The sequence below is a fragment of the Nostoc sp. FACHB-152 genome (assembly GCF_014697475.1).
In the GTDB taxonomy this organism is placed as follows: Bacteria; Cyanobacteriota; Cyanobacteriia; order Cyanobacteriales; family Nostocaceae; genus Nostoc_B.
The window spans coordinates 153,830-168,292 of record NZ_JACJRV010000004.1 but is presented as its reverse complement, the minus strand read 5'-3'; the positions used below and the strand labels follow the sequence as shown (position 1 = coordinate 168,292).

Annotated in this window: 14 protein-coding genes; 3 read left to right on the top strand and 11 right to left on the bottom strand. The window is 37.5% G+C overall.

The window, feature by feature from the left end:
- The first annotated feature begins 43 nt into the window (after positions 1 to 43).
- Positions 44 to 586: a phycobiliprotein lyase gene (locus H6G76_RS05935; protein ID WP_190696884.1), complete on the top strand. Its 543-nt coding sequence runs from the start codon at positions 44 to 46 to the stop codon at positions 584 to 586.
- A gap of 113 nt (positions 587 to 699) precedes the next feature.
- Here H6G76_RS05935 and H6G76_RS05930 read toward each other — a convergent pair whose 3' ends face one another.
- The 4 genes from H6G76_RS05930 to H6G76_RS05915 form a co-directional block, all read right to left on the bottom strand.
- Positions 700 to 2,268, bottom strand: a complete 1,569-nt coding sequence (locus tag H6G76_RS05930; RefSeq protein WP_190696881.1) for a DHA2 family efflux MFS transporter permease subunit — start codon at positions 2,266 to 2,268, stop codon at positions 700 to 702.
- 79 nt (positions 2,269 to 2,347) lie between these two features.
- Positions 2,348 to 3,622 carry an MFS transporter gene (locus H6G76_RS05925; protein WP_190696878.1) on the bottom strand — a complete coding sequence of 425 codons (1,275 nt, stop codon included), beginning with the start codon at positions 3,620 to 3,622 and terminating at the stop codon, positions 2,348 to 2,350.
- A gap of 33 nt (positions 3,623 to 3,655) precedes the next feature.
- Entirely contained in the window at positions 3,656 to 5,140 is a 1,485-nt protein-coding gene (locus H6G76_RS05920) for an HlyD family secretion protein (RefSeq protein WP_190696875.1), read from the bottom strand.
- 176 nt (positions 5,141 to 5,316) lie between these two features.
- Positions 5,317 to 5,781 (bottom strand): MarR family winged helix-turn-helix transcriptional regulator, encoded by a 465-nt coding sequence (locus H6G76_RS05915; protein WP_190696872.1) that lies wholly within the window; start codon positions 5,779 to 5,781, stop codon positions 5,317 to 5,319.
- A 227-nt stretch (positions 5,782 to 6,008) separates the two neighbouring features.
- On the opposite strand from H6G76_RS05915, the gene H6G76_RS05910 reads away from it, so the two are divergent.
- Together H6G76_RS05910 and H6G76_RS05905 are read left to right on the top strand one after the other, a co-directional pair.
- Positions 6,009 to 6,377, top strand: coding sequence for a transposase (locus H6G76_RS05910; protein WP_190696869.1), 369 nt, complete (start codon positions 6,009 to 6,011; stop codon positions 6,375 to 6,377).
- Positions 6,378 to 6,522: 145 nt separating this feature from the next.
- A complete protein-coding gene (locus tag H6G76_RS05905; RefSeq protein ID WP_190696865.1) occupies positions 6,523 to 7,314 on the top strand; it encodes a hypothetical protein in 792 nt (263 codons plus the stop codon).
- 50 nt (positions 7,315 to 7,364) lie between these two features.
- Here H6G76_RS05905 and H6G76_RS05900 read toward each other — a convergent pair whose 3' ends face one another.
- The 7 genes from H6G76_RS05900 to H6G76_RS05870 form a co-directional block, all read right to left on the bottom strand.
- Positions 7,365 to 7,676, bottom strand: a complete 312-nt coding sequence (locus tag H6G76_RS05900; RefSeq protein ID WP_190696862.1) for a hypothetical protein — start codon at positions 7,674 to 7,676, stop codon at positions 7,365 to 7,367.
- A gap of 499 nt (positions 7,677 to 8,175) precedes the next feature.
- Entirely contained in the window at positions 8,176 to 9,444 is a 1,269-nt protein-coding gene (locus tag H6G76_RS05895) for an FAD-dependent hydroxylase (RefSeq protein WP_190696859.1), read from the bottom strand.
- 177 nt (positions 9,445 to 9,621) lie between these two features.
- A complete protein-coding gene (locus H6G76_RS05890) occupies positions 9,622 to 9,891 on the bottom strand; it encodes a hypothetical protein (RefSeq protein WP_190696855.1) in 270 nt (89 codons plus the stop codon).
- A 774-nt stretch (positions 9,892 to 10,665) separates the two neighbouring features.
- Entirely contained in the window at positions 10,666 to 11,424 is a 759-nt protein-coding gene (locus H6G76_RS05885) for a YebC/PmpR family DNA-binding transcriptional regulator (RefSeq protein WP_190697257.1), read from the bottom strand.
- 186 nt (positions 11,425 to 11,610) lie between these two features.
- Positions 11,611 to 12,588: a sucrase ferredoxin gene (locus H6G76_RS05880; RefSeq protein ID WP_190696852.1), complete on the bottom strand. Its 978-nt coding sequence runs from the start codon at positions 12,586 to 12,588 to the stop codon at positions 11,611 to 11,613.
- A gap of 610 nt (positions 12,589 to 13,198) precedes the next feature.
- Entirely contained in the window at positions 13,199 to 13,738 is a 540-nt protein-coding gene (locus tag H6G76_RS05875; protein ID WP_190696850.1) for a hypothetical protein, read from the bottom strand.
- A gap of 53 nt (positions 13,739 to 13,791) precedes the next feature.
- Positions 13,792 to 14,394, bottom strand: a complete 603-nt coding sequence (locus H6G76_RS05870; protein ID WP_190696846.1) for a DedA family protein — start codon at positions 14,392 to 14,394, stop codon at positions 13,792 to 13,794.
- Positions 14,395 to 14,463: the final 69 nt, after the last annotated feature.

The window sequence follows — 14,463 nt, the reverse complement described above, 5'->3', positions numbered from 1 at the left end:
TATATAGAAAACGCTACTATAGGATAAGCGAGGACAATAACGCGTGACATCATCACTAAGACTGACTCAAACTGCTGACGAAGCACAAATTGCAGAATTTTTTCGAGAATCTGCTGGTCAGTGGCACTCAGAAAGGCGATACTATACCCTACCGGAGGGAGAAACTAAGGAGATGGAGAGTCTCATTACCATCCGGTTTTTAGAAAAGGGATGCGCCGAATTACAAAAGTTAGCGCAGCTGCATAATTTACTTGATACAGCTAGTTTAATATGTGGTGCAGAGGTACTTTGGAATAGTACGGATATACTGAAAGGTAGACAAGAATCTCAGGGTTCGACATTATTTGGTGCATTAGGAAATATCTTATATCGCGATCGCGGTTTTGCTACATCTAATCCAGTTACCGCCGAGTATCATTTCCCCAACCCTAAAACGCTGTGTTTGCGAACTGAGTACAAAGGTTCAGTGTTTGAGGAAGAGTTAAAGCTTATTGGTAATAAATATCGTACAAGACAAACAATTATCTCCCGTGCAGGGGAACAGATAATGATTGGTCAATATTTAGAAAAAAGAATTGATGGTTAATTAACTGATTAATCATAAATCTTTTGTAGAGACGTTGCAATGCAATGTCTCTACATTTTGTGAGATAAATATCAAATATTTAAAATTTGAATCTGAAATTTAGAATAAAAAATCTAATGTGCGGCTGTAGCACCAGTAGCTTTAACTTTTTTAATGAATAAAACTGCAACACCACTGAGTAATAAAGCTAAACCAATAAAATAGAAACAATCATTAAAAGCCATGACAAATGCTTCACGGCGGACGACATTTGTAATAGATGCGATCGCCTGATTTTGTGCTGTAGTTAAATCTGCGCCGCGACTGATAAAATATTGCGTCATTTGGTCAATTCGCTGTTGAGTTTCTGGGTTATATAAAGATACTGCATCCCCTAATCTATTAGAATGAAATTGCTCTCTATTAGTTAATAAAGTTGCTAATACAGCAATTCCTAGAGAACCTCCTAGATTTCTCATCATATTAAATAAACCACTAGCTGACCCTGCATCTTTAGGATTTAAACCAGCTGTAGCAATAGATGTTAGCGGAACCATAATTAATGGTTGTCCCATCGCCCGAACAAGTTGTGACCATCGCAACTGATCTAACCCTGTTTGATTAGTCATTCCTGCATTCATGAATGCGCTTACAGCAAACAATGTAACGCCTAACGCCACCATAAAACGCACATCAATGCGTTGCATCAATTTTGGAATAAACGGAATTATAAATAATTGCGGAATCCCAGCCCAAATTAGAACTTCGCCAATTTGCAGAGCATTGTATTTTTGAATTTGAGCAAGATACAAAGGCAAAATATAAATTGAACCATATAACCCTATCCCTAAGGATACATTCACAATACTTGCTAAACCAAAGTTGCGATAACGTAATAAACGTAAATTAATAAATGGTTGTTTGCGAGTTAATTCAATAACAAAAAATAAGATCAAAAAAATCGCTGCGATTATACTCAAACGCACAATCAAAGCTGAACCAAACCAATCTTTGCGGCTACCTTCTTCTAACACAACTTGTAGGGAACCTAAGCCAATAGCCATCGAAATAATTCCCCACCAGTCACCTTGTTTTAATAACTGTATTTGAGGTGGAATTTGCTTAATTCCATACCACACACCAGCTAGCATTAATATTCCAGGGAAGATATTGATATAAAAACTATATTCCCAACTATAATTTTCTGTTAGCCAACCACCTAGGGTTGGGCCAATTGATGGTGCGAAAACTGCTGTAATTGCAAATGCAGCTAGTCCTATTGATTGTTTAGCTGGTGGTAAGGTTGTTAAAACAACTGTCAACGATGAAGGAATTAAAACCCCACCTGTAAACCCTTGCAAAGCTCGAAAAACAATCATGGAATTTAAATCCCATGCCCAAGCACAGCAGATAGAAAAGAAGATAAATAATCCAGTATTAACTAATAAATAAAGCCTGAGGGAAAAAACCCGCGATAACCAGCCTGTTAAGGGAATAACTACAATTTCTGCTACGAGGTAAGCAGTAGAAATCCAAGAACCTTCTTCTAATGTTGCGCCTAAAGATGCTTGAATATCTTGTAATGAAGCGTTAGTGATTTGGATATCTAAGACTGCCATGAATGCACCAAGCATACTGGCTAATACACCAATCCAAGTTCTTAGAGATATGCGTTCTGGTGCTACAGCAGAAACTTTAGCCATAGTATTGCTCCAGTTTTAGGTGCGAATAAAATTGGGAAACTATTAAAAATTTATCAGGACTAAAATGAGATTTTACAATTTATTGAGAACCTTTACTACTGATTAAAATACCCTTCTGTTCATAAATCGGAATTACCATTTGACGTAAAGCCGGGAGTTGTCTGCTAAAAAATATTGAGCCAATAATACAAGCTATACCATCAATTATTAATGTATTTGGCGCACCAATTATATTTGCTATCCAACCTCCTACTAAATTACCTATAGGTATCATTCCTAAAAATGACATTGTATATATGCTCATCAATCTGCCGCGTTTATCTTCGTCTACAATAGTTTGCAAAAATGTATTACTAGCAGCTATCTGTAAAATTGTTCCTAAGCCAACAAATAGCATTGTGAAAAGGGACAGAGGTAAAAATCGGGAAACTGAAAAGGCAATTAGACCAAATCCTAATATTGCTGGAGCGATCGCAATTAATTTACCAATTCCTAATATGGTTTTACGAGTTGCAAGATATATTCCACCTGATAAGGCTCCCACTCCGGATGCTGCCATTAAGAAGCCTAATGTTTCGGCACCACCTTTGAGGATTGTTTCGGCAAAAACTGGGACAAGAATTGTATTTTGCAATCCCATGAAACTGACTAATGCTGAAAGCAATAAAATTGCCCGAATGGGAGGAAAGCTAAAGGCATAGACAAATCCTTCTTTAACTTTTTGCCAGGGATTACCGTCAGTGACAGATACTTTCCACGGCTTAACTTTCATTGCCAGCAAACCCATGATGACGGCAATATAACTCAAGCCATCTATTAAAAAACAGTAGGCAACACCAACTCTAGCAATTAGTAATCCTCCGATGGCTGGGCCAATTAGTCGCGCACCATTAATCATAGTTGAGTTGAGGGCGATCGCATTGGCTAAATCTTCTTTACGTTCTACTAATTCGGGTACAAATGCTTGTCGTGCTGGTGCATCCAAGGCATTGATGAATCCTTGTAATAAGCTTAAAGCGATGATGTGCCAAACTTGAATCACACCTGTTAATGTAAGTGCAGCTAACGCTAACGACTGGATCATCGCCATGACTTGCGTACTGATTAAGGTACGATACCGCGAAAAGCGATCTACAAATACCCCACCCAAGGGAGCAAGAAAAAAGCTGGGAATTTGGCTAGCAAATCCGACAAATCCTAGCATCAATGGTGAGTTAGTTAAGTCATACACTAGCCAAACAGTAGCTAGTTGAGTCATCCATGTACCAATTAAAGAAAGCCCTTGTCCGGCAAAAAACAAACGATAGTTTCTTGACCTGAAGGCTGGTATCTGCAACCGCTTAAATATAGTCATTGGTTATTTGTCAATGGTCAATAGTCAATTGACTTATTTAACTTCAACAGTAACTTCCGCAGACATCCCAGGTGTAATCCGTGAGTCGTAACCTTGGATACTCTTTTGGTCTAAAAGTATTTTTACGGGGATGCGTTGCACGACTTTGGTAAAGTTACCTGTGGCGTTATCGGGTGGTAACAAGGCAAATTGCGCGCCGGAAGCTGGCGAAATACTGTCAACCCTTCCAGTAAAGGTTTGATGTGGAAAAGCATCTAGTTTCACTTCTACTGGCTGTCCTGGTTTCATCCTTTCTAATTGGGTTTCTTTGAAGTTGGCTACTACCCAATTATCCTGATCGACAATCGCCATGAGTGGTGAACCGGCTTGTATCCTATTACCAACTTCCACTGTTTTTTTACCAACTCGTCCGGCACTAGGCGCAGTAATATTGGTGTAGGATAACTGCAATTGGGCATCTTTTAATGATGCTTCTGCCTGAGCGATCGCAGCTTTGGCGGCTTCATATTGGCTGCGTTTCACGCTAGTGTCTTGACCGCCAGCAGTGGCTTGTTGCAATCCACCTCTAGATGCAGCGAGTTTCGCTTGGGCGCTAGTAACTCCTTGTTGGGCTTGTGCTAGTCGAGATTGGGCTTGGGCTACCCCAACTTTGGCTGAGGCTAATTTGGCTTGGGCTTGTTGGACTCCTTGCACAGCCGCATTTTTTTGGGCTACAGCTACGTCATAGGCAGCTTTGGCTGTATCCAATTGTTGACGAGCGATCGCACCTTGTTGATATAGGCTTTGGTAACGGTTGTAATCTGTTTGCGCTCTTTCTAAGTTGGCGTTTGTTTGGGCTACTTGGGCTTGGGCGGCGGGAATTCCGGCTTGGGCTTCTTGTACTGCTGCTTGGGCGGCGGGAATCCCGGCTTGGGCTTCTTGTACTGCTGCTTGGGCTGTAGAGATGGCGGCTATTGCATTACTAACATCGCCTTGTGCTTGAGTTGTCTTACCACTGGTGGTTTCAGAACTTAAGGCAATATTAGCTGCGGCGGCTTGGGCTTGACCACGAGCATTTTCTAAGGCTGCGGCGGCTTGCTGTACTTTGCTTTCGTAATCGCGGGGGTCGAGTTTGACTAATAACTGTCCCGGTTGTACTTGTTGGTTATCGTTAACTAAAACTTGGGCAACTGTTCCCGGAATTTTGCTACTAACTTGGTGAACGTGTCCTGTAACTGTGGCGTTGTCTGTTTCTTCGTGAGTAGAGGCGAACTGCCAATAGTGATAGCCAAATGTACCTGCGGCGATCGCACCTACACCCAACCCTGCCAAAATTAAAGGTAGCCGCTTTTTACTGCGCGGTTTCTCTTTTTTTTCTGTCTCTGGCTGCGGATGTACTTCAGTTTCTGGTGCTTCTGGTACTGCTATTTTTGCTGATTCTGGCATTGCTGCATCTAATGCCTCAGCGTCATTAATCATTTTGATTTCTACAACTGCACCTTTGCCATTTTTATTTCCATTTAAAGTATTGATGCCCATGTTTCCCTAATTCCTTGCTCAAAGATTTGGTTGACAGCCTTTTATTTAGCACACGTACTATTTATAGTCTAGTTATTCATAGCCTAGTTATTCTTAGTCTTTTACTTAGGACGCTTACTATTTTCTAAAAAATATTTATACACTGCCTCACCCATTTGGGTGATTATAATCTTTTCTTAAGATAGGTTAGAGATTGCTCTGTTTAGTAGTTGCGAAAAGAGTTCACGGTCAGCAGCAGAAATACCACGCATAGTTTCTTCCCGTAATTCTGCGGCTAGTGGAGGTAAAACTTTTTCCAATTCCTTACCAGCATCCGTCAACCAGATGCGCCAAATACGGCGATCATGTGCGTCTCGCTCTCGACGGACTAAGCCGCGTTCTTCCATCCGATCTAGTACACCTGTTAAAGTCCCGCCCACCTGTTGCAACTTCTCGCCAATACTGGATGTCGGTAAACCATCTTCTTGCCACAAACAGCACAATACCAACCAATGAAATGGTGTCAGCCCAAACGGTTCTAGTTTGTCAGTAAACTTACGAGTCAGCAGTTGTGAAAGCAATTTGATTCTATAACCCAAGTTGTAGGGTGCTAGAACTTGCTGCCACGACTCTAAAGTTGTATTATCTAATTTAACAACCATTATGCAAATTACTTAGTGTGCGTAATATTTAGTATAACAGATTTATTCATCTAGGCAAGAGGGCGATCGCATTCAGAAATAAAGTAGAGAAGTGGCGATCGCAAAGCCAAATATGACACATCGACAAGAAGAATTTTCTTGTCTTTTTTTATCTAATGAAGAAATAAAACTCTAGGATTTTAAAAGTAAATTTTGACATCGTTATGCTCAGAGTTCAAAGCATAACGATGTCACTAAATAACGACGAATGCCTTGCCTTACTTGAGCAAATTCGCTGGGGTGGAAAGCCAAAATGTCCTTATTGTGAGTCAACTAGAGCAACTGCATACAAAAGCGATCGCAGATATCACTGTAACGAATGTTTTACTTCATATAGTGTTACGGTCGGTACTCTTTTTCATAAGACTCATGTAGAATTACATAAATGGTTCATAGCAATTCGACTTGTACTGAATTTACCAGGGGGTATCAGTGTGCGTCAGCTTGCCAAAGAGATTGGGGTTAATAAGAATACTGCTTGCTACATGATTGTGCGTATTCGTACAGCAATCAATGACGATCAGGAACTAATACAAAGAGTTTTAAACAAAAATTAAGACTTAGGCTAGCAATGCAAAGTTTTACAGATTTATATAAGTTGGCTAAGTTACTAGATTAACTTAAAAAGTTCATTTGAGGCTTAGTGTAACCATATAAACCAGCTTTGAGCGCAAATATAACTATATTTTTGGAGAAATATCAATGTTAAAACCTCTGTTTAAGTCAACTACTGCTAGCCTGTTTTTTATATTTTTCATTATCTTAACTTTCGTTACTGGGAATTTAATGGGTAGCCTACCTAATGACCCAAAACTAAATGATAAAGTATCAGAAAAGCAAAAAATAATTTATCCTGTTTTGTTAGGCTTTATACCAGTAGCTGTAGGTATTCTTAATTTTTTCATTAATACAAAAATAGAAGAAGAAGCAAACAAAAAAATTGAAGAAAATCATAAAGAATGTAAAGAAAAAGTTGAGAGTTATGCTCACAATTTTTTGAGAACTTTGGGGTCAGTAGAAATACAACTCCAAAAACTAGATGGGAATGTTAGTGGAGAATGCTTATTAGAAGTTAATAAATTTAAAGAGGTTGTCAGAAGTTACGTTATAAATTATGATGCATCTCAAAAAATTGTTAAGTTGCTAGATAATGATAAACTGCGTCATAAATTGGAAATTGATGTAATCGCAAAAGCAGTGAAAAAGTTTGATATTCCTATAAATTCTGATGAATCTAAGGCCTTTAGCCAGGACATTGGTAGATGCATAAACTGGTTACGAGATAGTATTGATGTGCTTGACTATCGTCCAATTTATCCACCGGAAATGACTACAGCACTAAAGTCAGGCGTGAAAAATTTTGCTCCTTACGAAGATGCTTTAAACAATATTAAATTTGAAGACAAACTCGAAGAGGCATCAGACTCCACAAGAATTATTGAAAAATATGTTAATTACTTAATCAATGAATTGAAAAAATCTGTTAATCAATGAATTGCAGATGAAAGAAATGCATAGCAATCTGAGTGTTCTAACAGTTAATTTTATTTATGACTCTTGTCATATCCCATAGATTTTATTGCTATTTGCAGTTGAACCCAAAATGAGTTCAACTTCTTATCGTCTCTACGAAGATTATCACCAGATTTTGACAACTCCCTTTCAAATTTTTTTGTCTCCTTAGTTAACTCAGTTTCAATATATAATAAAAATTTATTGATTTCTGAATAAGGTTCTTGTTCTTGGAATTGGGAATATTTTCTTAATATAGATTTAATTGTCTGTACAATCGTTAAACAAGTATTTAATGCCTCTGTGGTGCTATATCTAGGTTCAGGATAATTATTTTGTGTCATTTTTTTGAGAATAAATGATTTTTTTGTAATCCAGCCAGAGATTCAATTATTTAAGTTATTGAGATGTGAGAAAATCTCTAAAAGTATTGTGAGAATATAAATTGATACACACAAACAAAGTTAGCCTAGTATTAGTTATTCTCTAAGACTATTGACTTTATAGATTAACTAATACTGAATAGTACTTATTTATTACGAACCAATCACTACCTTTAACTAGGACACAATGATGTTAGAGGTTATTTATACAGTAAAAATGGAATTACTGTAAAATGCTTTAAACTAAAGCTTTAACACAGCCTACTTCAGCTTTAGTTTTAAGTATCCTCTTATTGATTCAGTTGGATTCAAAGCAAATATGTGGTCACACTTCCTCACCAAAAGCGCTCGCACTCTGTATATTTACCCAAGCTAAATTAGAGCGAGTTTCCAGCCAAGAAAGCTGGAATAAAATCGCTCAAACCGGCAAATCAAAGTAGTATCACCTACAGAATGTTGGTTAAAAACGCTGTGCTAATTGCGGAGTACGCCCTTTTAAGCCAATCATTAACTTGAGTGCAAACACTTTTAAAGGTGGAACGCGCTGCATTAACCATAAACCCAAACGCCGCACAGCTACCAAGGGTAAGATTTGGTTAGAAAACATCCGATCTAACAAATCGGTGAAGCCTAGAATTGTCAAGTTCTCCAGTTGTCGCCACCGTTCATAGCGTTTGAGAACTTGAATTTTACCGATATCTTCGCCTTTAGCGTGGGCTGTTTGAATAATTTGCGCTAGTGCGGCTGCATCTCGAATACCAAGATTTAAGCCTTGTCCACCGACGGGATGACAGTTGTGGGCTGCATCGCCAATTAAAGCCAAGCGCGGGAGAACGTAGCGATCGCTTTGCATGAGTTGCACTTGAAAGACAAAGCGATCGCCTAATAATTCCAACTTACCCATGTGATCACCGTAGCGGCGGGTAAGTTCTGCCAAAAATTGCTCATCATCCAATGCACACAAGGCTTTTGCCTCTTCATGGGGGGCTGTCCAAACGATGCGGCAACGGTTCCCAGGTAAAGGTAAAATCGCAAAGGGGCCGCTAGGCCAAAATCTTTCGTAGGCTGTATCGTTGTGGGGTTTTTCGGGTTTGACAAAGGCAACTATACAAGATTGCCAATATTTCCAGCCATGAGTTTTGATACCTGCTGCTTGGCGAATAGGCGATCTCGATCCATCAGCCGCTACCAGTAATTTACTGCGGACTGTATATATCTGCTCAGAAATTTTGATATCGATTGCCACAATATCCTGCTGATGCTTTGTGTTGACCACTTCAGCCGGACATAGATAATTCACATTTGGACATTTCTGCACAAATTCCTGCAATGGCTGTAACAAGGCTTGGTGTTCTGCTACGTAACCTAACTCTGGTGTACTTTTACCGATATCAGCTGATTCAAAGTCCACCACATCAGGATAATCGGCATCCGAAAGACGCACATGGCGGTATTTAGCAATGTTAGGTGAGATTTTGTCCCAAACTCCAATACCTTGGTAAATCAGTGCCGAAAGCATATGAACTGCATAAGCTTGGCCTTTGGCTACGGATGTTGATGTTACCTTCGCCTCAATGAGGAGTATATTCAAGCCTGAATCTTTTAAGGCAGAGGCTAGGGTTAACCCAACAATTCCACCACCGACAATTACCAAATCATAGTCGTATCCCCGTTTGTCTGTGGTGGGTTGCTGAGGGGAAAGTGTTTGAGTAAGCTGCGTTAGCGTCATTGTTAAGAGAAATTAAGCCATCTTAACTATTATTGTTACGCGATCGCCCCCTCCTGAGCAAGTTAAAACGAACAAATACAGAAAAACCTCGCTGTTATCTGAAGATAACAGCGAGGTTTAACCTAAGTGATTGCCTTTTCAGAAAAATTTAGAGGATATAAGTTCAGTCTAAAACGACTATTTGTGAGCTTTGTTAGCAGCAGTAGTAGATTTATGAGCTAAGTTGGCAGCAGTATACTTGCGATGTTTGTAATGTTTTAAGTGTTTTTTGTGATGAATTTTACCTGATTTTACCTTGGTATGATTGTCACTAATTGCAGTTTTATGATGCGTTTTGGTAGCGTTAGCCTTAGTTGTTGTAGTTTCAGCATGAACAGCAGGTGCAACTATAGCTAAAGGGGAAGATACTACTAAAGCTAAAATTAAACCCTTCAATAAACTCTTCATTTGAACTCCTAATTTAGTCTCAAGAAACTAACGATTTAACTATGTCAAACACTTATGGCAAAATCTTGTTGTTTATATGAATTTTGTGTGACCACTGTAGAGTATTTCTCAGTGAATTTGCTTTAATATCTTTCCAAAAAACTTAACTTAAATCAAAGATTTTTGAAATATCAAAATATAGATTATACTGAACTGTTATTTTTAACAAAAATTTATAAACCATATTATAGCAGTTTAACTTCAGCTAAATTAGTCTTTGAAAATCTGAAAAGCTTATACAACGACTATTCTGGCTTTTAATTTTTGCTTTTCTAGACTAAATAAAGTCTACCTAATTTAACTGCTAAATACTGTAATAATAAAAAAACTGCTGTAATTTACAGCAGTTATGAAAGTGTACAGGGCAACAAAAAATATAAAATTCATGTCAAATTATTTAATTTAAATCTAACACTAAAATGTGAAATTTAAATTCATTTTGAAAATATTAGATAATCCTACAAACTTTATGATAAGAATGGCTTAATAGCCTTCTCTAAAATTTAAATAGATATGTATAAACATCTTAAAATTTGAGAAGACTAAAGCCAAATCAACCTTGAAGCTAATTACTCTGCGAGGATTGGTATCTCATAAGTAACCTGCAAACAAACTATCGCAAAGTAATGTGTCATTATTTTGTTCTTAGTATAGATTTTGTGTGACAACTTGAGATAAGGTGACAGTACAGACTGATAGTCAAATTGTGATGACGAATTTTCTACGTTATGATGTTTAAACAACACTCAAAGCTAATAACTGTTCTGACATATCAAAATTAGATGTAACATTTTGGACATCATCTAAGCTTTCTAGAGTATCGATTAATTTAAGAAGCGATCGCGCCTGATCTGAGTCTGTCACCTCGACATTATTACTAGGAATCCAGCGCAATTCGGCATCAGTCACCTTAAAACCTTTGTCTTTTAATGTTTGGTTGAGGGTTTCTAAATTCGCCACCTCAGTCAATACTTCCGCCGTCTCATCTTCAGTCATCTCATAAGACTCAGCACCACCTTCTAAAGATGCTTCTAAAAGCTGGTCTTCATCAACCACACCTTGGACGACACACACACCCTTTTGGTCAAACATCCAGCTAACACAACCAGTTTCACCCAAATTTCCCCCATTTTTACTAAAAGCCACGCGCAAGTCAGCCGCAGTGCGGTTGCGATTATCTGTCAGGGCTTCCACTAAAACTGCGACACCACCTGGCCCATAACCTTCATAACGAATTTCTTCCAGAGTATGATTATCGCCGCTAAATGTACCTGCACCTTTAGCGATCGCCCGTTCTATATTGTCATTGGGGATACCTGCTGCCTTCGCCTTTTCAATCGCTGTACGCAGTTGAAAATTTCCTGCTGGGTCTGGTACGCCGTTTCTCGCCGCCACAATAATTGCCCGCGATAACTGAGTGAAAGTCTTGCCTCTTTTTGCATCCACTACAGCTTTTTGACGCTTAATATTAGCCCATTTACTATGACCTGCCATAATTTGAAAATATCTATGCTCTCTCCAAAGATTAGGATATACATAGCCTTTGTCAATATGCAAAGGAAAATATAAAGTATGAATTATGAAGTGTGAAGTATAAAATTTATCTTTATCTATATATAATGTTTCAACCACAATTTGTGGTAGATGAGCAGCCCTTTAATTTACTACCTATAGCAAATTTTATTTACTCAAACTGACCATCTTGGTTGATGTTAAGCAAAGATTAGCTACCGCATATTTTACTAACATTGAGTGTTGAGTTGAATTACAAGCACTTTTCAGTTGTAGAGACTTAGCATTATCCTTGACGATTGTAGCTTGATATGTGTAAATAGAACCTTCCTCACTTTCATAATTAAGTTCAGTTAAGAACGTATTATTGTCTAAACTTTGCTCAAGGATTCTACCAACAACTTTGTAGTTAAACCAATCCCATCCATGATGGAGAATAAGTTCTCTTTCTAAAACTTGTAAGGGGCTTGGCAAAATTCCCCACCCTCGATAAACTTTTGCTAAACATTTAATGTCGCCAGTTCGAGTTAATATTGACATAAATGAGTCTTGATCGAGAACACCATAATATCTAGCTTCTGGCAAATCTATGGCGGTAGGCGCGAAGCGATGCCCACCAAAATGGCTTGATTTCCAAAGTCGAACATTATCTAAATTAAGATTAGCAATAGTAGCAGTAGCATGGAAGTAAAAAGGATTGCCATACCTAGCACAGCACTTATCATGACTACCATGTGTACACACTAAAATGTCTCTTGTCGGGTCTGTGTATACTGGATAATCAGCAGTTTTATTGTGTAACCATTTTTTAACAACTCCTGCTACCTGTTCAATATTTGGTAGATGGAATTCATATTTTTGATAACCATTACTGAAACCTTGTTTTTTTTGATAAATCAACAAAGTTGTTTGGTCAGCTTTATGTGATACATCATTAGCAATTACTAAGAATCTAATCGGTAACTTGGCTTTGTTTATCTCCTCCGCTAATAAATGTAAATTTTTAGGTACCCAGCGAGAATTAAATGCATCTGTAGTCCAAGGTGGAGGACACTCAACTAAAATGTAAGTTTCGTAATTGGTAGCACTACCAATCAAATCTTCTCCTACTTCTCTTGTATAGTCAGAACAAAAAAAGGTATTCATCGAACTTAACTCATCTATGGGTGTTACGAGTGAAGGGTGGGTAAAGAATAATTGTGTTGATGACTACAATTGTTTTAACCCAAAAAGTTAAACAAGAATAATGTGCATTTACTTGTCAAAAGTAAACTGCCAATTTATAACATCATTTTTGCTCAAAGTCTGGCTGTTTAATCAAATCTCCACAATATTATCCATGAGATAAAAACAATGTTCTGTTATGGTTTGGTGGCAAAAGTTTAAATCTTTTATTAAATTATGGCGATAAGTAGCGATCGCTTCGGTATTAATTTGGAATACTTTTTTAATTTACCTGTTTTTAAGCTAATCAGTTTTTATAGTCATATTGCTAAATATTCTCAATAAAAGTTTAAAAATTTTAAGTCAAATATTGTATAAATTTATACAATATTTTGCTGTTCAAAGTTAGCAGCATGGTTTAGTCAGAGGCGGTTATACCTTGACTGTAACTGAAAATCAAGAACCATTGCAAGTATTTGACATCATTTCTTACCTTTTTCTCCATTGATAATTCTATGTTAGCAAGCTTAAATCAGATTTAGAGCCTCTAAAGTAGAAGCATTAAGTTTTTCAATAAAATCGATAAAAATTCTCAACTATTATTGCTATCGGATGGTAAACTCCCTTCCCAACGAAATAGCCTTGGTAGTTGCGATACGTCTATCGCGTAGTTCCCCAGCCACAACAAGAGTTCAAAAATTAATAAATATCTTACCCAAAGTAAGCTAGGGTCAGAACTGAGAAATGTCAAACCCTCATACAGCTGCCATAAACGATAAGGTAGGTAGATGTATGGAACCATTACCCAAACTACATTTTGTAGTTTCCTGAGTGTCAAAATCTCAGTGAGGATTTGCAACCCAAGAATAATAAAATACCAACCAAGCACAACTAATACACTTTGAGACTTCCACCATAAACCGTATAAAAGTATGGCTAGCAATGGTGGTATAACACCTAGTATTTGTACAGGTAATAACCACCATTTATACCAAGCGGGAAAGGGTAAAGGCAAAGTGTAAGGCTTGGCGTTTTTCCAACCTTGACTCACAATCAAAGTAAAAGCTGTGGCAATTAGGAAAAAGCAGATGTTTTCTATAAATAGGTAGAGGTTGATATCTAGAGAATTCATGGTTTAATTATTACTCTCTACCATTAGTAAATCATGCTTCCCTAGAAATATTTTTACCTATTAGCTCTGTTTTCTTGAATAAGATGCACAATCGAAGGTAATAAAGAAATAACAATGATTAATCCAATAATTGGTAATAAATATTTATCTACTTGCTCGGCAGGTAAAGATTTTCCTAAAAAGAACCCTAACATAGTCATACCGACAGTCCAAACAAATCCCCCGATTAAGTTATAAAAAATAAAAGTCCGATAATGCATAGCACCTAAACCTGCGACAATTGGTGCAAAAGTTCGCACTATCGGCACAAACCTAGCTAAAACAATAGTTTTCTTGCCATGCTTCTGATAAAATTTTTGAGTTTTAACAACGTGTTTTTTATGAAAAAGCCAAGAATCTTCTCTTTGAAAGAGCTTTCTACCAAACTTGTGTCCAGTAGTGTAGCCAATATTATCACCTAAAACTGCACAGATAAAAGCTCCAATAATTAAAATCCAAATATTGAACAAATTCTGAGAGGCTATAAATCCTGCTGTAAAAAGTAGACTATCTCCTGGCAGAAAAAAACCGATGAGTAGTCCTGATTCAGCAAAAATTATCGCCCATACGCCAAAATAACCTATTGATTTAATTAGCTCAGGTAAATCAAAATGCATAAAATATCAAATCCCAAAAATCAGCAATAACATATTATCTTTCAAAAATTTTGTTGCTTAATTAATATT

Bases quoted from the DNA above. Each gene is read 5' to 3' on its own strand.
- H6G76_RS05920 (WP_190696875.1), bottom strand. From the start codon at position 5,140: ATGGGCATCAATACTTTAAATGGAAATAAAAATGGCAAAGGTGCAGTT.
- H6G76_RS05890 (WP_190696855.1), bottom strand. From the start codon at position 9,891: ATGAAGAGTTTATTGAAGGGTTTAATTTTAGCTTTAGTAGTATCTTCC.
- H6G76_RS05875 (WP_190696850.1), bottom strand. From the start codon at position 13,738: ATGAATTCTCTAGATATCAACCTCTACCTATTTATAGAAAACATCTGC.
- H6G76_RS05905 (WP_190696865.1), top strand. From the start codon at position 6,523: ATGTTAAAACCTCTGTTTAAGTCAACTACTGCTAGCCTGTTTTTTATA.
- H6G76_RS05900 (WP_190696862.1), bottom strand. From the start codon at position 7,676: ATGACACAAAATAATTATCCTGAACCTAGATATAGCACCACAGAGGCA.
- H6G76_RS05895 (WP_190696859.1), bottom strand. From the start codon at position 9,444: ATGACGCTAACGCAGCTTACTCAAACACTTTCCCCTCAGCAACCCACC.
- H6G76_RS05880 (WP_190696852.1), bottom strand. From the start codon at position 12,588: ATGAATACCTTTTTTTGTTCTGACTATACAAGAGAAGTAGGAGAAGAT.
- H6G76_RS05910 (WP_190696869.1), top strand. From the start codon at position 6,009: ATGTCACTAAATAACGACGAATGCCTTGCCTTACTTGAGCAAATTCGC.
- H6G76_RS05915 (WP_190696872.1), bottom strand. From the start codon at position 5,781: ATGGTTGTTAAATTAGATAATACAACTTTAGAGTCGTGGCAGCAAGTT.
- H6G76_RS05870 (WP_190696846.1), bottom strand. From the start codon at position 14,394: ATGCATTTTGATTTACCTGAGCTAATTAAATCAATAGGTTATTTTGGC.
- H6G76_RS05885 (WP_190697257.1), bottom strand. From the start codon at position 11,424: ATGGCAGGTCATAGTAAATGGGCTAATATTAAGCGTCAAAAAGCTGTA.
- H6G76_RS05925 (WP_190696878.1), bottom strand. From the start codon at position 3,622: ATGACTATATTTAAGCGGTTGCAGATACCAGCCTTCAGGTCAAGAAAC.
- H6G76_RS05930 (WP_190696881.1), bottom strand. From the start codon at position 2,268: ATGGCTAAAGTTTCTGCTGTAGCACCAGAACGCATATCTCTAAGAACT.